This window comes from Sphingomonas sp. AP4-R1 (assembly GCF_013113735.1).
Lineage (GTDB): Bacteria > Pseudomonadota > Alphaproteobacteria > Sphingomonadales > Sphingomonadaceae > Sphingomonas_I.
The window spans coordinates 1,016,296-1,035,049 of record NZ_CP053346.1 but is presented as its reverse complement, the minus strand read 5'-3'; the positions used below and the strand labels follow the sequence as shown (position 1 = coordinate 1,035,049).

Annotated in this window: 19 protein-coding genes; 7 read left to right on the top strand and 12 right to left on the bottom strand. The window is 66.7% G+C overall.

The genetic code is table 11. From position 1 onward, the window contains the following. Nucleotides 1-16 precede the first annotated feature (16 nt). Nucleotides 17-694, bottom strand: a complete 678-nt coding sequence (locus HL653_RS05035; RefSeq protein ID WP_171743550.1) for a YggS family pyridoxal phosphate-dependent enzyme — start codon at nucleotides 692-694, stop codon at nucleotides 17-19. A gap of 21 nt (nucleotides 695-715) precedes the next feature. On the opposite strand from HL653_RS05035, the gene HL653_RS05030 reads away from it, so the two are divergent. Beyond that, the gene (locus HL653_RS05030) at nucleotides 716-1,258 is read left to right on the top strand and encodes a thiamine phosphate synthase (protein ID WP_171743549.1); all 543 of its coding nucleotides are present in this window, start codon (nucleotides 716-718) and stop codon (nucleotides 1,256-1,258) included. A 17-nt stretch (nucleotides 1,259-1,275) separates the two neighbouring features. Here the strand turns inward: HL653_RS05030 and HL653_RS05025 are convergent, their stop codons facing one another. After that, nucleotides 1,276-1,989, bottom strand: a complete 714-nt coding sequence (locus HL653_RS05025; protein ID WP_171743548.1) for a hypothetical protein — start codon at nucleotides 1,987-1,989, stop codon at nucleotides 1,276-1,278. 210 nt (nucleotides 1,990-2,199) lie between these two features. Between HL653_RS05025 and HL653_RS05020 the strand changes: the two genes are divergently transcribed. Genes HL653_RS05020 through holA form a run of 4 tightly spaced genes read left to right on the top strand, consistent with a single transcriptional unit; the run spans nucleotide 2,200 to nucleotide 6,802 of the window. Next, entirely contained in the window at nucleotides 2,200-2,652 is a 453-nt protein-coding gene (locus HL653_RS05020) for a DUF3576 domain-containing protein (RefSeq protein WP_171743547.1), read from the top strand. Nucleotides 2,653-2,659: 7 nt separating this feature from the next. Continuing rightward, nucleotides 2,660-5,260, top strand: a complete 2,601-nt coding sequence (gene leuS / locus HL653_RS05015) for a leucine--tRNA ligase (protein WP_171743546.1) — start codon at nucleotides 2,660-2,662, stop codon at nucleotides 5,258-5,260. Continuing rightward, nucleotides 5,257-5,763: an LPS assembly lipoprotein LptE gene (gene lptE / locus HL653_RS05010; protein WP_171743545.1), complete on the top strand. Its 507-nt coding sequence runs from the start codon at nucleotides 5,257-5,259 to the stop codon at nucleotides 5,761-5,763. The genes leuS and lptE overlap by 4 nt, the downstream gene beginning before the upstream one ends. Nucleotides 5,764-5,776: 13 nt before the next feature. Continuing rightward, nucleotides 5,777-6,802 (top strand): DNA polymerase III subunit delta, encoded by a 1,026-nt coding sequence (gene holA / locus HL653_RS05005; protein ID WP_171743544.1) that lies wholly within the window; start codon nucleotides 5,777-5,779, stop codon nucleotides 6,800-6,802. A gap of 209 nt (nucleotides 6,803-7,011) precedes the next feature. On the opposite strand, the gene HL653_RS05000 is transcribed toward holA, so the two are convergent. From HL653_RS05000 to HL653_RS04975, 6 genes are read right to left on the bottom strand one after another with little or no spacing between them, the layout of a single operon-like run. Beyond that, nucleotides 7,012-7,890, bottom strand: coding sequence for a ParB/RepB/Spo0J family partition protein (locus tag HL653_RS05000; RefSeq protein WP_171743543.1), 879 nt, complete (start codon nucleotides 7,888-7,890; stop codon nucleotides 7,012-7,014). Next, entirely contained in the window at nucleotides 7,887-8,669 is a 783-nt protein-coding gene (locus HL653_RS04995) for a ParA family protein (protein WP_171743542.1), read from the bottom strand. The genes HL653_RS05000 and HL653_RS04995 overlap by 4 nt, the downstream gene beginning before the upstream one ends. Next, nucleotides 8,666-9,292, bottom strand: a complete 627-nt coding sequence (rsmG, locus tag HL653_RS04990; RefSeq protein ID WP_171743541.1) for a 16S rRNA (guanine(527)-N(7))-methyltransferase RsmG — start codon at nucleotides 9,290-9,292, stop codon at nucleotides 8,666-8,668. Before rsmG ends, HL653_RS04995 begins: the two co-directional genes overlap by 4 nt. Beyond that, complete coding sequence (gene mnmG, locus HL653_RS04985) at nucleotides 9,289-11,067, bottom strand: tRNA uridine-5-carboxymethylaminomethyl(34) synthesis enzyme MnmG (RefSeq protein ID WP_171743540.1); 1,779 nt, start codon at nucleotides 11,065-11,067, stop codon at nucleotides 9,289-9,291. Before mnmG ends, rsmG begins: the two co-directional genes overlap by 4 nt. A 42-nt stretch (nucleotides 11,068-11,109) precedes the next feature. Further along, nucleotides 11,110-12,402, bottom strand: coding sequence for a tRNA uridine-5-carboxymethylaminomethyl(34) synthesis GTPase MnmE (mnmE, locus tag HL653_RS04980; protein ID WP_171743539.1), 1,293 nt, complete (start codon nucleotides 12,400-12,402; stop codon nucleotides 11,110-11,112). Then, nucleotides 12,399-12,626, bottom strand: a complete 228-nt coding sequence (locus HL653_RS04975; RefSeq protein ID WP_253717556.1) for a DUF6489 family protein — start codon at nucleotides 12,624-12,626, stop codon at nucleotides 12,399-12,401. The genes mnmE and HL653_RS04975 overlap by 4 nt, the downstream gene beginning before the upstream one ends. 124 nt (nucleotides 12,627-12,750) lie before the next feature. Here HL653_RS04975 and HL653_RS04970 point away from each other — a divergent pair, with 124 nt between their 5' ends. Further along, nucleotides 12,751-13,449, top strand: coding sequence for a dienelactone hydrolase family protein (locus HL653_RS04970; protein WP_171743537.1), 699 nt, complete (start codon nucleotides 12,751-12,753; stop codon nucleotides 13,447-13,449). After that, entirely contained in the window at nucleotides 13,446-14,423 is a 978-nt protein-coding gene (locus tag HL653_RS04965; protein ID WP_171743536.1) for a quinone oxidoreductase, read from the top strand. Before HL653_RS04970 ends, HL653_RS04965 begins: the two co-directional genes overlap by 4 nt. Nucleotides 14,424-14,537: 114 nt before the next feature. On the opposite strand, the gene HL653_RS04960 is transcribed toward HL653_RS04965, so the two are convergent. The 4 genes from HL653_RS04960 to hemE all read right to left on the bottom strand — a co-directional run bounded on the left by HL653_RS04960 (nucleotide 14,538) and on the right by hemE (nucleotide 18,394). Beyond that, complete coding sequence (locus HL653_RS04960) at nucleotides 14,538-15,185, bottom strand: TerC family protein (RefSeq protein WP_171743535.1); 648 nt, start codon at nucleotides 15,183-15,185, stop codon at nucleotides 14,538-14,540. Nucleotides 15,186-15,438: 253 nt separating this feature from the next. Continuing rightward, complete coding sequence (gene rho / locus HL653_RS04955; protein WP_171743534.1) at nucleotides 15,439-16,695, bottom strand: transcription termination factor Rho; 1,257 nt, start codon at nucleotides 16,693-16,695, stop codon at nucleotides 15,439-15,441. Nucleotides 16,696-16,895: 200 nt separating this feature from the next. After that, nucleotides 16,896-17,366 carry a CopD family protein gene (locus tag HL653_RS04950; RefSeq protein ID WP_171743533.1) on the bottom strand — a complete coding sequence of 157 codons (471 nt, stop codon included), beginning with the start codon at nucleotides 17,364-17,366 and terminating at the stop codon, nucleotides 16,896-16,898. After that, a complete protein-coding gene (gene hemE / locus HL653_RS04945) occupies nucleotides 17,363-18,394 on the bottom strand; it encodes a uroporphyrinogen decarboxylase (RefSeq protein ID WP_171746787.1) in 1,032 nt (343 codons plus the stop codon). The genes HL653_RS04950 and hemE overlap by 4 nt, the downstream gene beginning before the upstream one ends. Between the last annotated feature and the right edge of the window lie 360 nt (nucleotides 18,395-18,754).

Below are 18,754 nucleotides of genomic sequence, written 5' to 3'. Positions count from 1 at the left end.
TTTCTGAAAAAGGGGCTCAGCGCCGCCCGCCGAACAGCGCCGTACCCACACGCACGCAGGTCGCGCCGATCAGCGCCGCCGTTTCATAATCGCCCGACATGCCCATGCTGAGGCCGTCGAGGCCGTGGCGCTTGGCCTGCTCCGCCAGCAGCGCGAAATAAGGGGCGGGCTCCACATCGGCGGGCGGCACCGCCATCAGGCCGACGACGGGCAGGCCCGCCCCCCGCGCCTGATCCAGCAGCCCGGGCAGATCGGCGATCGCGCAGCCGCCTTTCTGCGGCTCCTCCCCGATATTCACCTGCACATAGCAATCCGGGCGCTTGCCCGCGGCGGCCATCGCCGCGGCGAGCGCCGTCACCAGCGACGGGCGATCGACGCCGTGGATCGCATCGAACAACGCCACCGCCTGCGCGGCCTTGTTCGACTGGAGCTGGCCGACAAGGTGCAGCCGCACATCGGGATAGAGCGCCTTCAGCGCAGGCCATTTCGCCTCCGCTTCCTGCACGCGATTCTCGCCGAAGCTGCGCTGGCCCGCTTCCAGCACCGGCAGGATCGCCCCGGCCTCATGCGTCTTGGAAATAGCGATCAGTTCGACCGCATCGGCCTTACGTCCACCAAGGGCAGCCGAGCGCGCGAGGGCGGTGCGGACAAGGTCGAGGCGTTCGGCGGCGGTCTGGGTTTCGGGCTGGGGCATGGCGCCCCTATAGGTGGCGCCATGCCCGCCCGCCAACCCGTGCCGACGCTCTGGCTGATGACCGACGAGCGCGCCGATGCGGCTCTGGAGCGGGTGCTTCACCGCCTGCCGCGCGGGGCGGGAATCGTCTTCCGCCATCATGCGACCCCGCACGGACAACGCCGCGCCCGGTTCGATCGGGTCCGTCGGATCGCGCGCGCGCGGGGGCTCGTGCTGATCCTCGCCGGCGATCCGCGCGACGCGATCGGCTGGCGCGCGGATGGGTGGCATGGTCGTGGATCCAGGCGGCTCCCGCGCCTCATGCTCCGTACCGCGCCCGTGCATGACCTGCGCGAAATGGAGACCGCGCGCCGGGCAGGAGCGGATCTGGTCTTCGTCTCGCCCGTCTTCCCGACACGCTCTCACCCCGGTGCCGCGACGCTCGGCCCGATCGGGTTCGCGCGGATCGCCAGAGAGGCGGGAATCAGGGTGATCGCGCTCGGCGGAATGTCCGCGCGCCGCTATCGCAGATTGATCGCGCTCGGCGCGTCAGGCTGGGCCGGGATCGATGCCTGGGGCGGATAACCCGGACCGCTCAAAAATCAGAAGCGGAAGGTAGTGCCCAGATAGACGGACTGGCTGTCGCGGCGATCATCGACCAGCGACTGGAACTGGTCCCGCTGCGCGCGATAGCGAACGCCACCCGTCACATCGAGATTGTGGGTGAGCGAGTATGTGGTGCCCAGGCCCAGCGACCAGCTCTGATCGATTCCGACCACCGGAGGCCGATCGGTCGAGCGCTCGGCGCCCAGATCCAGCTTCGTCGCCCAGCGGCGGCCATAATAAGCGAAGCCGATATCGGCCGATTCGCGGCCGTCCGGCATCAGGCCGCCATCCGTGCGCGACATGTCGCCGGAAATGGCGAACCGCTTCCAGCCCACCGACATGCCGAGGCTGTAGGCGGAGGGCGCGATATCGCTGGAGATCTGCAGATTGCGCGCGGCATCCGCCTTCGTGACGACGCGCGAGCGCATCGCCACCGTGACGGCGCGGCTCTTCGTGGGCGTGCCCGGCGTGAAGCGGAACGCGCCGCCCGCGAAATTCGAGGTGCCGAGGCCGCTGCGCGCGAAGGCGGCGGCGAGGCGGGGATCGGCGGCGGCCGGGGTGAAGGCACCGAATCCGGCACCGTTCATCACCGCGGTCTTGTTGCTGGTCTTCACGCGCGGCGAGCGGGATTCGGCAGGCGCGGACGACAGAGCGGCGACGAACGCAAGCGCGCCGCCCCACTTCGCCAACCTGATCGCCAAATCGCGCATCACACCAGAATCACCCCAATGAGCTTGGCGCCTACCATGGAGCCCGCTTAACGTTCCACATCCATTATGGAATCTTTTGCAGCTGTTGCAGCTTATCCACAGAGTGACGCCTCACGCCGAGGGGGCTGCGACGGGCCGCGCTTGCGGCCTTGCCGCGCCATCTATAACGGTGCCGGACTTCCGCAAGCCATGTCCCAAGGTTTTCGCTCCATGATCCGTGTTGCCCGCATTGCCACCGGCCTCGCCCTCTGCGCGAGCCTCGCCGCCTGCGGAGGCGGCCTGTTCGGCCATCACGACAAGAAAAAGGCGGCCGTGAAGGAGCTGGCGCCCGCGCGGATCACCACGATCGGCGTGAACGCCTATCTGTGGCGCGCGACGCTCGACACGCTCTCGTTCATGACGATCGCGCACACGGATTCGAACGGCGGCGTGATCGTCACCGAATGGTATGTGAACCCGGCCGTGCAGACGGAGCGGATGAAGGCCTCGGTCTCGATCCTGGATCAGGATCTGCGCGCCGACGCGATCCGCGTCTCCACCGCGCGCCAGGTTCTGCAGAACGGCCAGTGGGTGGATACGTCCGTCGCCGCCGGCACCAACCAGAAGCTGGAGGAAGTGATCCTCCAGAAGGCGCGCGACCTGCGGCGCAACGCCGCCGGCTGATCCCGTCATGACCGAAGACCGGACAGCCGCGGATCGCGCGCGTTTCGATCCCGTCGCGGCCGATGGCCGCTGGCAGCAGGCGTGGGCCGAACGTGGCACCTTCCACGCCGACGATAACAGCCCCAAGCCCAAGAGCTACGTGCTGGAGATGTTTCCCTATCCCTCGGGGCGCATCCACATGGGGCATGTCCGCAATTATACGATGGGGGACGTGCTCGCCCGCTTCCGGCGGATGACGGGGCATGAGGTGCTCCACCCGATGGGCTGGGACGCCTTCGGCATGCCCGCCGAAAATGCGGCGATGGAGAAGAAGGTCCATCCCGGCGCCTGGACCCGCCAGAATATCGAGGCGATGAAGGCCCAACTGAAGCGGATCGGCTTCGCGCTCGACTGGAGCCGCGAACTCGCCACCTGCGAGCCCGATTATTACGGTCAGGAGCAGGCGCTGTTCCTCGACATGTTCGCGGCGGGCCTCGTCTATCGCAAGGAAAGCGCGGTCAACTGGGACCCGGTCGACATGACCGTGCTGGCCAACGAGCAGGTGATCGACGGGCGCGGCTGGCGCTCCGGCGCTCTGGTCGAGCGGCGCAAGCTCAGCCAGTGGTTCCTGAAGATCACCGATTTCGCCGACGAGCTGCTGGACGGGCTGGATGGCCTCGATCACTGGCCCGACAAGGTGAAGCTGATGCAGGCCAATTGGATCGGACGGTCCAGAGGGCTGCGCTTCCGTTTCGCGCTGGAATCCGGGCCGCTGCCGAACGTCGAGGTGTTCACCACGCGGCCGGACACGATCTTCGGCGCGTCGTTCGTCGCGGTTTCGGTCGATCATCCGCTGGCGCAGGCTTTGCTCGCCCAGGGCACGCCGGGGCTGGAGGCGTTCATCGCCGAATGCCGCCGCACCGGCACGGCGGCGGCCGAGATCGAGACGGCCGAGAAACTGGGTTTCGACACCGGCCTGTCGGCGGTCCACCCGCTGGATCCGACGTGGACGCTGCCGGTCTTCATCGCGAATTTCGTGCTGATGGACTATGGCACGGGCGCCGTCTTCGGCGTGCCCGCGCATGACCAGCGCGATCTGGATTTCGCGCGCAAATATCAGCTGCCCGTCACGCGCGTCGTCGCGGCGTCTCCGGACGAGAAGGACGCGCCGATCCAGGACGAGGCGGACACGGCGCCCGGCCTGATCGTCAATTCGCGCTTCCTGGACGGCATGGCTTCCGAGGACGCCAAGGCCGCCGTGATCGATCGCGCCGAGGGCGAAGGCTGGGGCACCGGCACCACCGTCTTCCGCCTGCGCGACTGGGGCGTCAGCCGCCAGCGTTACTGGGGCACGCCGATCCCGGTGATCCACTGCGAGGCGTGCGGCGTCGTGCCCGTGCCCAAGGCGCAGCTGCCCGTGGTGCTGCCCGAGGATGTGAGCTTCGACATTCCCGGCAATCCGCTCGACCGGCACCCGACCTGGAAGCATGTCGATTGCCCGAGCTGCGGCAAGCCCGCGCGGCGCGAGACCGACACGCTCGATACGTTCGCGGATTCCTCCTGGTATTTCATCCGCTTCGCCAGCGGCCCGGCCGACAAGCCGTTCGACAAGGACGTGGCCGAGCGCTGGCTGCCCGTAGGCCAGTATATCGGCGGCGTGGAGCATGCGATCCTGCACCTGCTCTATGCCCGCTTCTGGACGCGCGCGCTGAAGCGGATCGGCAAGATCGATATCGCCGAGCCGTTCACCGGCCTGTTCACGCAGGGCATGGTGACGCACGAAACCTATCAGACGAAGATCGAACTGCCCGCCACCGCCGAAGAGAAAGCGGCGCTGGGCACGGATATGGTCACCGTCTCCAGCTGGGTCGCCACCGACGAGATCGAGCGCCGCCCCGAGGGCCTGTTCCAGACCGGCACCGATCATCCGATCCATGTCGGCCGCGTCGAGAAGATGTCGAAGTCGAAGAAGAATGTGGTCGATCCCGCGCCCATTCTCGATCGCTACGGCGCCGATGCCGTCCGCTGGTTCATGCTGTCCGACAGCCCGCCCGAGCGCGATCTGGAATGGTCGCTGGCCGGGATCGAGGGCGCGGCGCGCCTCGTCCAGCGCGTGTGGCGCCTGACCGAGCCGACCGGGACGGCGGGCGAGGGCGGCGACATCGCGCTCCGCAAGCTGCTCCACCGCACGATCGCGGGCATCGCCGAGGATATCGAGGCGCTGCAGTTCAACAAGGCGGTCGCCAAGATCTTCACGCTCGTCGGCGCGCTGGAAAAGGCGGCGCCGTCGCCCGACCGGACCGAGGCGGCGCGTGCCCTGATCCTGCTCGTCAGCCCGATGATCCCGCATCTGGCGGAATCGGCGTGGGAGCGCGTCGGCGGCGAGGGGCTGATCGCGGATGCGGCCTGGCCCGCTTTCGATCCGGCTCTGCTCGTCGATGACGAGGTGACGGTCGCGCTGCAGGTCAACGGCAAGCTGCGCGATACGATCTCGGTCGCCAAGGGCAGCGCGAAGGATGCGCTGGAGGCTCTGGCGCTCGCCAATCCGAAGGTGCAGATCATACTGGCGGGCGCGGTGCCCAAGAAGGTGATCGTGGTGCCCGATCGACTGGTGAATATCGTCGCATGACGCGCCTGGCCGCCCTCGCTCTGCTCGCCGTCACCGCCCCGTTGCTGAACGGCTGCGGCCTGCACCCGCTTTATGCGGCGGGCGGCAACGGCCCGGTCGCGCAGACGCTGGGCACGGTCGAGGTCGGCCAGATCGGCGGCAAGGACGGCTGGCTGATGCGCAACGCGCTGATCGATCGGCTCGGCAAGGCCGGTGGCGCGCGCTACCGGCTGGATGTCGAACTGGACGACCAGATCCTCGGCTTCGGCGTGCGCGCCGACAATACGGTGACGCGCGAGCGGCGGACGCTCCGCGCGCGCTACAAGCTCGTCGATATCGAAGCGGGCACGGTGCTGGTGGACGCCACCGCCGGATCGGATGCGGGCATCGACGTGGTCCGCTCAGAATATGCGGTGATCGCGGCCGAGCAGACCGCGCTGGAACGGCTTTCGGGGCAGGTGGCGGACCAGATCGTCGCGCGCCTCGCCCTCTACGCCTCGCGCACCAAGACGACCGACCGGTAATGGCGGCGCGTCGATGAAACCGGCGGAGGCGCGGCTGTTGCGCGCGCTGGACGCCGCCGATCCCGATATCCGTCTCTATCTCTTCCACGGCCCCGACGAGGCCGGTGCGCGCGCATTTGCGGCGCGGCTGGGCAAGGCGCTGGGCGAGGGGGCCGAGCGCGTCGACATGACCTCCGCCCAACTCAAGGGCGATCCCGCCCGGCTGGCGGACGAGGCGGCCTCCTTCTCGATGTTCGGCGGCAAGCGCTGGATCCGGATCGATCCCGCCACCGACGATGCGGCCGAGGCCGTCGCGGCGCTGCTGGAGGCGGCCGCCGCCGGTAACCCCGCCGTCGCGATTGGGCCGGGGCTGCGCAAGGATTCGAAGCTGGTGAAAGCCGCCAGCGCCAGCAACGCCGCGATCGTCCACGCCTGCTATCCGCCCGAGGGCCGCGATGCCGATGGCATGGCGCTGGAAATGGGCCGCGCGCTGGGCCTGCAGATGCGCAACGATGTCGCGCACCGGCTGGTGGCCGCCGCCTCCAACGATCGCGCCGTATTGGCGCAGGAACTGGAGAAGCTCGCGCTGTTCGTCGATGCCGCGCCCGACCGGATCCGCGAGATCGGCCATGAGGCGCTGGACGCCCTGGGCGCGGGGATTGAGGAGGGCGATCTGACGCGCCTGTCCCATGCCGTGTTCGGCGGGCAGGTCGCCGTGGCCGACGAAGAGCTGAAACGGCTCGCCAGCGAGGGAATCGAGGGCGTGCCGGTGTTGCGTGCCCTCAGCCGCCGCGCGTTGCTGCTGGCCCAATTGCGGGGCCAGATGGAGGGTGGCGAGGGGATCGACCGCGTGATGGAGACGGCCGGTCGCGCGATCTTCTGGAAGGAGAAGGACGCGGTCCGTTCCGAACTGTCCCGCTGGAATGCCGGCTCGCTCGCCACGGCCCTCGGCCGGCTGGGTGAGGCGGAGCGGCAATTGAAGACGAGCGGCTATGCCGGCAGCTTCGTCGCGGCGGAGGAAGTCCTCGCCGTCAGCCGCCACGCCGCCCGGCGGCGATAGGGCCCACACTCTCCCAAAACCATTCGTGCTGAGCCTGTCGAAGCACCGACCTTCTTCACGAACGATGAGAAGGACGGCCCTTCAACACGCTCAGGGCGAACGAGGTGGGGTGATGCACGCGTCATCCCAGCGCTGGCTGGGATCTCTCGAAGGGAAGTGCGACACTTCGCCTCACGCGACCTCAGCCTGCCGGGGTGACGGGATACCGATCAGATCGGCCCGCCGTTGAGCCGCTGGCAGATCAGATCCAGCTGATCGAGCGTCGAATAGCCGATCGTGACGGTGCCGCCCTTCGGCCCATGCGCGATCGCCACCTTCAGCCCCAGCAGATCGCTCAGCTGCCGCTCCAGCGCCTCGGTGTCGGCGCTGCTGCCCTTATACTCCATCGGCCCAGGGCGCTTTTCCTTGCCGCCCCTGGCCTGCTTGGCGAGCTTCTCCGTGTCGCGCACCGAGAGGCCGTCGCGCATCACCTGCTCCGCCAGCGTCGCGGGATCCTCGGCCGTGATCAGCGCGCGTGCATGGCCCATGCTGAGCCGCCCGTCCGCCACCGCCGCGCGCACATCGCCCGGCAGCTCCAGCAGGCGCAGCAGATTGGCGACATGGCTGCGCGATTTGCCGACCAGCTTGCCCAGCGCTTCCTGCGTATGACCATATTCAGCGCCAAGTCTTTGATAAGCCTCAGCTTCTTCGATCGCATTGAGATCCTGGCGCTGGATATTCTCGATGATCGCCAGTTCGAACGTCTCGGCGTCCGTCATTGTGCGGACGATCGCCGGCACCTGATGCAATTGCGCTCGCTGCGCCGCGCGCCAGCGGCGCTCGCCGGCGACGATCTGATAGCCGCTGTCCTGCGTGCGGACGATGATCGGCTGGAGTACACCGCGCTCCTTCAGCGAGGCGGCGAGTTCCTCCAGCGCGGTCTCGTCGAAATGACGACGCGGCTGATCGGGATTGGGCTTGATCGCGGCAACGTCGATCAGGCGGATGCCACCCTCGCGGGGGGCTGCCGGATCGATCGGCTGCTCGCGCTGAACATCCCCGAGCAGGGCCGACAGACCACGGCCTAGCCCACGCTTCACTTCGCTCATGCGGCCGCCTTGGCCGGCTGGGGCAGACGGCCGATCATTTCGCGCACAAGCGCGATATAGGCCTCCGATCCGGGGCAGCGATGATCGTAAACGAGGGCAGGGAGGCCATGGCTCGGCGCCTCGGACAGGCGCACGTTGCGCGGAATCACGGTGTTGAAAACGAGATCGCCGATCACGGCGCGCACATCCTGCGCGACCTGTTCCGACAGGCGATTACGGCGATCATACATGGTGAGGGCAATTCCCAGGATAGCGAGATCGGGGTTGAGCCGCTGACGCACACGCTCGACCGTGTGGAGCAGCTGGCTGAGCCCCTCCAGCGCGAAGAACTCGCACTGGAGGGGTACCAGCAAGGAGGAGGAGGCGACTAGCGCGTTGATCGTCAGCAGCCCGAGCGAGGGCGGGCAATCAATCAGGCAGATGTCCCAGCGGCTGTTCGCCTGATCCAGTGCCTTGGCGAGGCGATGCGCGCGATCGGCTTCATCCACCAGCTCTACCTCGATCGCGGAAAGATCCTGCGTCGCGGGGACGATATCGAGCTTGGGTACGCTGGTCGCGCGCACGCATTCGTCGAGCCCGGCCGCCCCGGTGACGAGCTGGTAGGACGACGCCGCGCGGCTATGCTGGTCGATGCCGAGGCCGGTGGAGGCATTGCCCTGCGGATCGAAATCGATCAGCAACACGCGCTTGCCGGCGGCTGCGAGGCCGGTCGCGATGTTGATCGCGCTCGTCGTCTTGCCGACGCCACCCTTCTGATTCGCGATCGCGATCCGGTTCATCCGCTTATCCTCCGCATGGCCCGCGCCACGACGATCGCCGAATCGGGATCGGAGAGACTCGGCACGAGGCGCAGATCACCCTGCCATTCCCGCGCGGCCTCCGCCACCTCATCCGCCGCAGATCGGCCCTTTGGCAGCAGCCAGAGCGTATTTTTTGTCGTGTGGCGGGCCGCCATCGCGAACAGAGCGGGAAGGGCGGCAACGGCGCGCGCGCTCACGATCGAAACGGGCGTATCGATCGGGGCCGTTTCCACACGCGAGGCCGCCACCCGAACCCGATCTACGATGCCCAGGGCATCGGCCGTTTCGCGCAGAAAGGTGGCTCGCTTGCTGCGCGGCTCGGCCAATATGGTGAGGTCGGATCGCATCAGGGCGATGACGAGGCCCGGAAAACCACCACCCGATCCGATATCGAGCCATGATCCGGATGCCCCCTCCGCCAGCCAAAACAGCTGCGCGGAATCCAGGATGTGGCGGCTCCACATGATCGAGAGGGTCGAGGGCGACACCAGATTCTGGCGCGCATTTTCCTCGCTCACCAAAGCGACGAGCCGGTCCAGCCCGTCCAGTGTTTCACGTGAAACACCCTCTGCGACGCGCACGCGCGCTTCCTCTTCCGTCATGCCGCGCGCCGTACAGCGACCAGGATCGCGGTCAATGCGGCAGGCGTGATGCCGCGCACGCGGCTCGCATCCGCCAGCGTTGCGGGCCGGGCACGATCCAGTCGCTCGATCATCTCGTTTGACAAGCCAGCGATATGCCCGAAGCTTTCGATTCGGCCGAGCGCGATTGCCGCATCGCCGCCACGACGAGCCTGCTCCTCACGCTGCTGCCGCTCGACATAGGGGAGATAGGCGATATCGGCGACGACCTCATCGACCAGATCGGCGTCGAACTCCGCCAGCGTGGGATCGGCCGCGACCAATGCCTCTGCGCCTGTACCCCGCGCTATGGCATCGGTTCGGGGGGCCAGAAGTCGACCAACATCGCCCTTCGCGGCCAGATGCCGATCGATCGCCTCGGATCGCTCACCAGACAGCAGACCCAATTCCTGCGCGAAGCGGCCCAGCCGCGCACCCGCATTATCGGCGCGCAAGTGCAGCCGGAACTCGGCGCGCGACGTGAGCATGCGATACGGCTCCGTCACGCCCTGCAGCACGAGATCGTCGATCATCACGCCGATATAGGATTGCGTGCGATCGAACCGCACGGGGCTCAGACCCGCTGTATATCGCGCCGCGCCGATCCCCGCGACGAGGCCCTGCGCGCCCGCTTCCTCATAGCCCGTGGTGCCGTTTATCTGGCCCGCGCAATACAGGCCGGGCACGTCCCGCACCCCCAGGCCGTGATCCAGCACGCGCGGATCGATATGATCATACTCGACGGCATAGCCGGGCTGGAGGATCGTGGCGTGCTCCAATCCCGGAATCGACGCGATCAAAGCCTGCTGCACATCCAGCGGCAGCGAGGTGGAAAGGCCGTTGGGATAGACGGCGTGATCGTCCAGCCCCTCGGGCTCCAGAAAGATCTGATGCCCGTCGCGATCGCCGAAGCGGACGATCTTGTCCTCGATCGACGGACAATAACGTGGTCCGACGCCCTCGATCACGCCGGCATAAAGCGGGGACCGATCCAGATTGGCCCGGATGATATCGTGCGTCCGCGAAGAGGTGCGGCTGATCGCGCAGGCCAGCTGGGGCAGGGGGCGGCTTTTGGTAACGGGCGAGAAGGTCCACGGATCATCGTCGCTCGGCTGCGATTCCAGCGCCGCCCAGTCAATCAGACGTCCGTCGAGGCGCGGCGGGGTGCCCGTTTTGAGCCGTGCAATCGGCAGGCCCAGGGCCGCGATCTGACGGGCGAGGGGATGCGCGCCCGGCTCGCCGATGCGGCCGCCATCGCAAATCTCCATGCCGAAATAGAGCCGCCCACCGAGGAAGGTTCCCGTCGCCAGCACCACGGCGCGCGCGGTCAGTACGCGACCGTCCTCAAGCGACACTCCAGCGACGGCACCGCGCTCGATCGCCAGCCCGGCCACCGATCCCTCGATCACGCGCAGCCCCGATTGCGCCGCTACCTCCGCCTGAATGGCGGCCCGGAAACGCTTGCGATCCGCCTGGATGCGCGGGCCACGGACGGCGGGCCCCTTCGAGCGATTCAGCATTCGATAGTGGATCGCAGCCTGATCCGCCGATTGCGCCATCAGCCCGCCGCATGCGTCGAGCTCACGTACGAGATGCCCTTTGCCGATCCCGCCGATTGCCGGATTGCAGGACATCGCGCCGATCATGTCGGCGCGTGCGGTGACGAGAGTGACCGATGCGCCCAGCCGCGCGGCCGCAGCCGCAGCCTCGACTCCGGCGTGACCTCCCCCGACGATGATGACATCCGCGCTCAACATGGCAGTCCCTTACCGGCTGCGGGCGCGATGTTCCACGTGGAACTATTTGCCGAGGCAGAAACGACCGAACAGACTGTCGAGCATGTCCTCGACGCCGGATCGCCCCACCAGCCGATCCAGGGCATCGCGACAGATCCGAAGATGCTCCGCCTGCAGGATCGGATCGAGCATTGACGAGGCCACCGCCAGTTCTTCCGCGATCGTCCCCACCAACGCCCTTTGCCGTGCGTTGAGAGACAGGGCATCGTCAGGCCCTGCCAGCAGATGCGCTTTGGCATCGATGCTGCGCCGCAACGCGATCAGGCTATTCGGGTCATGGATCGAAACGCCGAGGCTTCCCACCGGCGCCACATCACTCCGCTCATCCGCGCGCGTGTGAAGCAGGAGGCTCCGATCGGGGGCAGGGCAGTCCTCCGGCGCTCCGCACCACAGGATCAGGTCGGCGCCATCGATCGCATTCCGCGCGCGGGCGATACCGAGACGCTCGACCTCCTCCGCACCATCACGCAACCCCGCCGTATCCGTGAGCAGGATGGCATGACCATCCAGCCGTACGGGCGCCTCGATGATATCGCGCGTCGTGCCCGCAATCGGCGTGGCCAACGCCACCTCTCGCCCCGCCAAGGCATTGATAAGGGTGGATTTACCGGAATTCGGGGGCCCTGCCGCCACGATCCGCAGGCCATCCCGCAGCCGTTCGGCCGGAGGCGCCGCCAGCAAGGCCTTGGCCTCACCCGCCAATTCGGCCAACGCCCCGTCGATCCGGATCGCGGTGCCGACCTCCTCGTCGGATTCGCCGAATTCGATCGCCGCCTCGATCTGTGCCGAAAGGCCCAGCAGGACAGACCGCCACCGCTCGATGATCCGGCCTAATCCGCCCTCGGCCATGCGGAGAGCGCGCCGATGCTGGCCCGCGGTCTCCGCGCTCAGCAGATCCGCGAGCCCCTCGGCTTCGGTCAGGTCGATCCGGCCATGGAGAAAGGCCCGCCGGGTGAATTCGCCGGGCAAGGCACTCCGCAATCCCGGCAGCCCCGCCAACCGATCGAACAACGCCGCCACCACCGCGCGGCCACCATGCAGATGAAACTCCGCCAGATCTTCGCCCGTCGCGGAGTTCGGCCCCGGCATCCACAGAAGCAGGGCCCGATCGATCAAGGCGCCGTCATCGTCCCGCAGCGCCGCATGGCGCGCCCGGCGGGGCTCCGGCACCGATCCGGCGATCGCCGCCAGCGCCGGTCCGGCACCCGGCCCGCTCACCCGGACGATCGCGATGGCAGCCGGCGGCGCTCCGCTCGAAAGCGCGAAGATGGTGTCCCCCGCGGAGGAGAGCGTCATTTCTTCGTCGCCGAACCCGTCATCTGATCGATCAGCTGCTTCCATACGCCGAAGCCCACTTCGCCCATCGGCGTCCACGATCGCATCATATTCTCGATCACCTCGGGGGTGAAGCCTTCGCCCATCGTCTGCTTCAGCTTGTCCATGTAAAGGTCATGGATCGGCGCCATATCGGGCAGGCCCATCAGGCGGCGGGCCTCCTCCGGCGTGCAATCGATGTTCATCGTAATGTTCATGGCCGGCCACATCCCGTTGCGCGAGGTCGGGCGATTGGTAGAGGATCGTGGCGAAACCGTCGAGGGACGCACAAAAGCGCGCTTTCGGCCCAGGATCAGGAGGATCGAGCGCATGGGTGATCGGATGGACGTGGCCGCGCTGGACGGCTCAGGCAGCTTCTCGGTCTATCGCGCGCTTCCCTCCGGGCCGCCCAAGGCCGCGATCATCGTGATCCAGGAGATTTTCGGCGTGAATGCCGGCATCCGCCAGAAAGCGGACGATTGGGCCGCGCTCGGCTATCTGGCGCTGGCACCGGACATGTTCTGGCGCTTCGCCCCCGGCTACGACGTGAATCCCGATGTGCCGGAAGAGATGGCGGACGCCTTCGAAATCCGAACAAAGTTCAATTTTAACAAAGGGATAGAGGATGTCGAGGCGGTGATCCGCGCCGCCCGCGCATTGATGACGGGCGGCAAGGTCGGCATCGTCGGTTTCTGCATGGGCGGCGGTATCGCCTATCTCGCCGCCACGCGCACCGATGTGGATGCCAGCGTCGGCTTCTATGGCGCCGCCATCCCGCTGTATCTCGCCGAAGCGCACGCCATCGCGAAACCGCTGCTGCTCCATTTCGCGGAGGAGGACGGCTTCATCAGCCAGGAGGCGCGGGGCAAGATCCACGCCGCGCTCGACGGCAATCACCATGTCGCGATCGAGGAATATGCCGGCGTCGATCATGGCTTCGCCGACACAGCCGGCAAGCGCCGCAGCGACACCGCCGCGTTGATCGCCGAGGGGCGCACGCGCGATTTCTTCGCGGGGTATCTGGCATGAGCGACATCCGCATCGTCGTGCCGCGCACGGGCGGCGCCGAGGTCCTGGAGCAGGCACCCGCCGTGTTCTCCGAGCCGGGTCCGGGCGAGGTGCGCGTCCGCCACGAGGCGATCGGCGTCAATTTCATCGACATCTATTATCGCAAGGGCGTCTATCCGCTCGATCTGCCAAGCGGCCTCGGCACGGAAGCCGCTGGCATCGTCGAGGCGGTGGGGGAGGGCGTCACCCACGTCACCCCCGGTGATCGCATCGCGTATGCCGGTGGGCCGCTGGGCGCCTATTGCAGCGTCCGCACCATGCCGGCCGCGCCGCTGGTGCGTCTGCCAGATGGGGTCGACTCCCGCATTGCGGCTGCCGCCATGCTGAAGGGCCTGACCGTCGATATGCTGGTCGGCGCGTGCGGCAAGGTGCAGGCCGGGCAGACGGCGCTCGTCCATGCCGCAGCCGGCGGCGTGGGATCGCTGCTGATCCAATGGCTGAAGGCTCTTGGCACCACGGTGATCGCCCATACCGGCACGCCGGAGAAGGCCGCCCGTGCGCAGCGCCTCGGCGCGGATCACGCGTTCCACGGGCCTCTGGAGGGCCTTGCCGAGCAGGTCCGCGCCGCGACCGGTGGCCGGGGCGTGGATGTCGTGTTCGACAGTGTCGGACGCGACAGCTGGGCGCCATCGATCGCCTCGGTCGCGAAGCGGGGGCTCATCATCAGCTTCGGCAATGCCTCGGGCCCCGTCGATCCGGTCGCGCCGCTGGCGCTGATGCGCGCCGGATCGGTGTTTCTCACCCGGCCGACCCTGGGCGACTATACCGCGACGCCGGAGGAGCGCACCGCTGCTGCGGATCGCCTGTTCGCGATGCTGGAATCGGGCAAGGTCCGCGTCGATATCGGTGCGGAATGGCCGCTGGCGGAGGCGGGCAAGGCGCAGGAAGCGATCGAAAGCCGGGCGACGACCGGCTCGACCATCCTGATTCCCTGAAGCCGTCTGAGAAACATTCGTCATTGCGAGCGCAGCGAAGCAATCCAGTCCCCCACTCGGAGCTAGATAGCTTCTCTACGCTCGCAATGACGATGGCTTCCTGGGAAGACAGCGTCAGGAGAAAAGCGTCAGCAACCCCACGTCGGTGTTCGTGATCCCGTCGTAGATCATCTTGGCGGCGACGTAGAGGATCACCAGCAGGCCGAAATAGGCGATCCAGCGATAGCGCTCGATCACCTTGGCCAGCACATTGGCCGCCACACCCATCAGGATCACCGACAGCACCAGCCCGATGATGAGGATGCCCGGATGCGCGCGCGCGGCGCCGGCCACCGCCAGCACATTGTCCAGGCTCATGCTGATGTCGGCCACCGCGACCGCCCATGCGGCAGCGGCGAAGCTCCGCACGGGCTTCAGATCTTCGTGCGCTTCGGTCTTGGGATCGTCGCGCAGCTCGCGCCACATCCTCCACGCGACCCACAACAGCAGCAGCCCACCCGCGAAAACGAGGCCTACCACCTGCAGCAATTGCGTGACGATCAGGGCGAATGCGATCCGCAGCACCAGCGCCGCGAGAATGCCGATCAGGATCACCTTGCGACGCTGCTCGGCCGGCAAGCCCGCCGCCAGCGCGCCGACCACGATCGCATTGTCGCCCGCCAGCATCACGTCGATCATCAGCACCTGGCCGAAAGCGGCCAGCGCCGCCGTCGATCCGAAACTCGCGAAATCCGCGACGATGTGCTGCCAAAGCTCGAGCATAGGTTGCTGTTATCGGGCCGGGACGGGCCTGTCGATTCATCCCGACCGTCATGCCGAACTTGTTTCAGCATCCAGTGCCCGCCGCCGAGGGCAGGCGGGGCAGACAGGTCGGTTCATGAGTGCTGAAACAGGTTCAGCATGATGGCGGTATCGGGGTGTCGCGTGGGCAAAGCCCACGCATCGGACGGGCCTTTGGCCCGCCGACCGTCCTTGCCGGAGTCCTGCCGCAATATGCGGCAGGCCCGGCTGCGGATTACTGGTTCATCGAGTCGAAGAAATCCTCGTTGGTCTTCGAATCCTTCATCTTGTCGAGCAGGAACTCCATCGCATCGGTGGTGCCCATCTGCATGAGGATCCGGCGCAGCACCCACATCTTGGAGAGCTTGCTCTTGTCGAGCAGCAGCTCCTCCTTGCGCGTGCCGGACTTGCCGACGTCCATCGCCGGGAAGATGCGCTTGTCGGCCACCTTGCGGTCCAGCACGATTTCCGAGTTGCCGGTGCCCTTGAACTCTTCGAAGATCACTTCGTCCATGCGGCTGCCCGTATCGATCAGGGCCGTCGCGATGATGGAGAGCGAGCCGCCTTCCTCGATGTTGCGCGCCGCACCGAAGAATCGCTTCGGCCGCTGGAGCGCATTGGCATCGACACCGCCCGTCAGCACCTTGCCCGACGACGGCACGACCGTGTTGTAGGCACGGCCCAAGCGCGTGATCGAATCGAGCAGGATCACGACGTCCTTCTTGTGCTCGACGAGGCGCTTGGCCTTCTCGATCACCATCTCGGCGACCTGCACGTGGCGCGTCGCGGGCTCGTCGAAGGTGGAGGAGACGACCTCGCCCTTCACCGAGCGCTGCATGTCGGTCACTTCCTCCGGCCGCTCGTCGATCAGCAGCACGATCAGGAACACTTCGGGGTGATTGTCCGTGATCGCCTTGGCGATGTTCTGGAGCATCACCGTCTTGCCGACGCGCGGCGGCGCCACGATCAGCGTGCGCTGGCCTTTGCCCTGCGGGCTGACCAGATCGATCACGCGGCTGGATTTATCCTTGTTGGTCGGATCCTGCGGATCCAGCGTCAGCTTCTGCTCGGGGTAGAGCGGCGTCAGATTGTCGAAATTGACGCGGTGGCGGACGGCCGAGGGATCGTCGAAATTGACCTGTGTGAGCCGTGTGAGCGCGAAATAGCGTTCGCCGTCCTTCGGCTCCCGAATCTCGCCTTCCACCGTGTCACCGGTTCTCAGGCCGAATTTACGGACCTGGTTCGGCGAGACATAGATGTCGTCGGGCCCGGCGAGATAGTTCGCCTCGGGGCTGCGGAGGAATCCGAAGCCGTCCTGCAGCACCTCGATCGTACCCAGACCCAGGATCTGCTCGCCCTCTTCGGCCTCGGCCTTGAGGATGCCGAACATCAGATCCTGCTTCCGCATCGTCGATGCGCCCTCGACGCCGCGCTCCTCGGCCATGGCGACCAGTTCGGCGGGCGTTTTTTTCTTGAGGTCTTTCAGGTGCATCTGGGCAGTCCGGTGATGGATCGGGGGAGGGGAGACGCGCGGGCCGGAGCGGGCGACATTCTTCTGAGCTTGAAGGCTGGAGACCCGCGCAGAACGCGTTGGGCCTTTGGCGGAGGCGTAAATGCCGCGTCGCCTGTCGTCAAGCCGTCAGATGGTGGTCCGAGTCATGGCCCGCAAGCCCCTTCAATCGACAATCCCGATCAGAACGGCTTCACGATCACCAGAATGACGATCACGGCGGTCACGATCCCCGGAATTTCGTTCATCATCCTGAGCGCCTTGCCGCTCACCGGCCGCTCGCCACGCGCCAGCTTCTTGCCATAGCCGACCATGTAGCCGTGATAGCCGGACAGGCCGAGCACCAGCAGGATCTTCAGGTGCAGCCAGCCGAGCCCGCCGCCGCCCGAAAACAGGCCGAGCTGCCAGGCGAGGATGCCGCCGAACAGCCAGACGAGAATCATCGAGGGCGTGATGATGATGTTGCGCAGCTTCCGCTCGCGATCGATCCAGCGCTTCTCCTCGGCCGAGCCCGGCGGGGATTCCTGATGGTAGATGTAATAGCGCGGCAGCATGAACAGGCCCGCGATCCAGAAGATCACGAAAATGACATGGCCGGCCTTGATCCATTCATACGTCAAGGCGAGCACGGCTCCCAGGCTCAGGGGGGTCATTGGCGGACCATAGCGATCAGTCGCTCGACATGCGATACCGGCGTTTCCGGCAGAATTCCGTGGCCGAGATTGAAGATATGGGGCCGCGTGTTGAGCGCCGCGCGGATCGTGCCGACCGCGCGTTCCAGTGCCGCGCCACCGGCGATGAGCGCCAGCGGATCGAGATTTCCCTGCACCGGCAAGCCCTTGGGCAAGGCCTCGTCCGCCCAGGCCGGATCGATCGTCTCGTCCAGACCGAGCGCATCCACGCCGGTTTCCCGCGCATAGAATGGCAGCTTCTCGCCAATCCCCTTCGGAAAGCCGATGATCGCCGCATCCGGGCGCGCGGCGCGAACCGCATCCACGATGGCACGATTGGGTGCGACCACCCAGCGACGGAATTCATCCGGCGCGAGCGTGCCGGCCCAGCTGTCGAACAGCTGCACCGCCATCACGCCGGCATCGATCTGGCCGATCAGATAGTCGATCGTGAGGCCGACGATCGCGTCGATCACGCGCTGGAAGGCGATCGGATCGCCATAGGCGAGCCTTCGCGCCGCACCCTGGTCCTTCGATCCGGCGCCCGCCACCATGTAGGTCGCCACCGTCCAGGGCGATCCCGCGAAGCCCAGCATCGTCGTCCCGGCCGGAAGCTCCGCCACCACCCGGCGCACCGTCTCATAGACTGGATCGAGCAGGGACGTCTTCGCGCTCAACCCGCTGAGATCGCCATCCAGCAGCGGCGGGGCGAGCCGCGGGCCTTCGCCGGTCTCGAACCACAGATCCTGCCCAAGTGCATGGGGAATCACGAGAATGTCGGAAAACAGGATCGCCCCGTCGAAGCCGAACCGCCGGATCGGCTGGAGCGTGATCGCGGCTGCCGTTTCCGGATCATAGCACATGGCGAGGAAGCCGCCCTTGGCCTCCCGCAACGCCCGATATTCAGGGAGATAGCGGCCGGCTTGGCGCATCAGCCACACAGGCGGGGGATCGCGCCGCTCGCCGCGCAAAACGGCGAGGAGGGGACGGTCGGTCAGGCTCTCGGGCACGTCATTCGCCGGAATCGGATCCACCCTTCTTCTGATTCAATAGAGTTTAGAAAGGAGTCTGTAGGAGTCTGTAGGCGGGCCGGAAGCGGGATTTATTCACCGGTGTCGGACTTGCCAACAGATTGACGCCCGAGATTCTCCTTTAGATTCGACGAGTCGATCAAACTGCCCCCGTTATCCACAGGTGCCCGTTTCGTTTGATCCCCTGTGGAAAAAAGGCGGGATCACTGTTTCGATGCGGGGATCGCAGGGCATCCCCGAGCCTGCCCACGGCTTTTCGGCGCGAGTCGCCCCCATATTTTTCCACAGGCTTCTCATAGGGCCGATTCCGGAGCGCTTCTCGCGCTCCGGTGCCGCTTC

Bases quoted from the DNA above. Each gene is read 5' to 3' on its own strand.
- HL653_RS05030 (WP_171743549.1), top strand. From the start codon at position 716: ATGCCCGCCCGCCAACCCGTGCCGACGCTCTGGCTGATGACCGACGAG.
- lptE (WP_171743545.1), top strand. From the start codon at position 5,257: ATGACGCGCCTGGCCGCCCTCGCTCTGCTCGCCGTCACCGCCCCGTTG.
- rsmG (WP_171743541.1), bottom strand. From the start codon at position 9,292: ATGACGGAAGAGGAAGCGCGCGTGCGCGTCGCAGAGGGTGTTTCACGT.
- HL653_RS05020 (WP_171743547.1), top strand. From the start codon at position 2,200: ATGATCCGTGTTGCCCGCATTGCCACCGGCCTCGCCCTCTGCGCGAGC.
- HL653_RS04970 (WP_171743537.1), top strand. From the start codon at position 12,751: ATGGGTGATCGGATGGACGTGGCCGCGCTGGACGGCTCAGGCAGCTTC.
- HL653_RS05000 (WP_171743543.1), bottom strand. From the start codon at position 7,890: ATGAGCGAAGTGAAGCGTGGGCTAGGCCGTGGTCTGTCGGCCCTGCTC.
- mnmE (WP_171743539.1), bottom strand. From the start codon at position 12,402: ATGACGCTCTCCTCCGCGGGGGACACCATCTTCGCGCTTTCGAGCGGA.
- leuS (WP_171743546.1), top strand. From the start codon at position 2,660: ATGACCGAAGACCGGACAGCCGCGGATCGCGCGCGTTTCGATCCCGTC.
- mnmG (WP_171743540.1), bottom strand. From the start codon at position 11,067: ATGTTGAGCGCGGATGTCATCATCGTCGGGGGAGGTCACGCCGGAGTC.
- HL653_RS04950 (WP_171743533.1), bottom strand. From the start codon at position 17,366: ATGACCCCCCTGAGCCTGGGAGCCGTGCTCGCCTTGACGTATGAATGG.
- HL653_RS04975 (WP_253717556.1), bottom strand. From the start codon at position 12,626: ATGAACATCGATTGCACGCCGGAGGAGGCCCGCCGCCTGATGGGCCTG.
- HL653_RS04965 (WP_171743536.1), top strand. From the start codon at position 13,446: ATGAGCGACATCCGCATCGTCGTGCCGCGCACGGGCGGCGCCGAGGTC.
- HL653_RS04960 (WP_171743535.1), bottom strand. From the start codon at position 15,185: ATGCTCGAGCTTTGGCAGCACATCGTCGCGGATTTCGCGAGTTTCGGA.
- HL653_RS05035 (WP_171743550.1), bottom strand. From the start codon at position 694: ATGCCCCAGCCCGAAACCCAGACCGCCGCCGAACGCCTCGACCTTGTC.
- rho (WP_171743534.1), bottom strand. From the start codon at position 16,695: ATGCACCTGAAAGACCTCAAGAAAAAAACGCCCGCCGAACTGGTCGCC.
- HL653_RS04995 (WP_171743542.1), bottom strand. From the start codon at position 8,669: ATGAACCGGATCGCGATCGCGAATCAGAAGGGTGGCGTCGGCAAGACG.
- HL653_RS05025 (WP_171743548.1), bottom strand. From the start codon at position 1,989: ATGCGCGATTTGGCGATCAGGTTGGCGAAGTGGGGCGGCGCGCTTGCG.
- holA (WP_171743544.1), top strand. From the start codon at position 5,777: ATGAAACCGGCGGAGGCGCGGCTGTTGCGCGCGCTGGACGCCGCCGAT.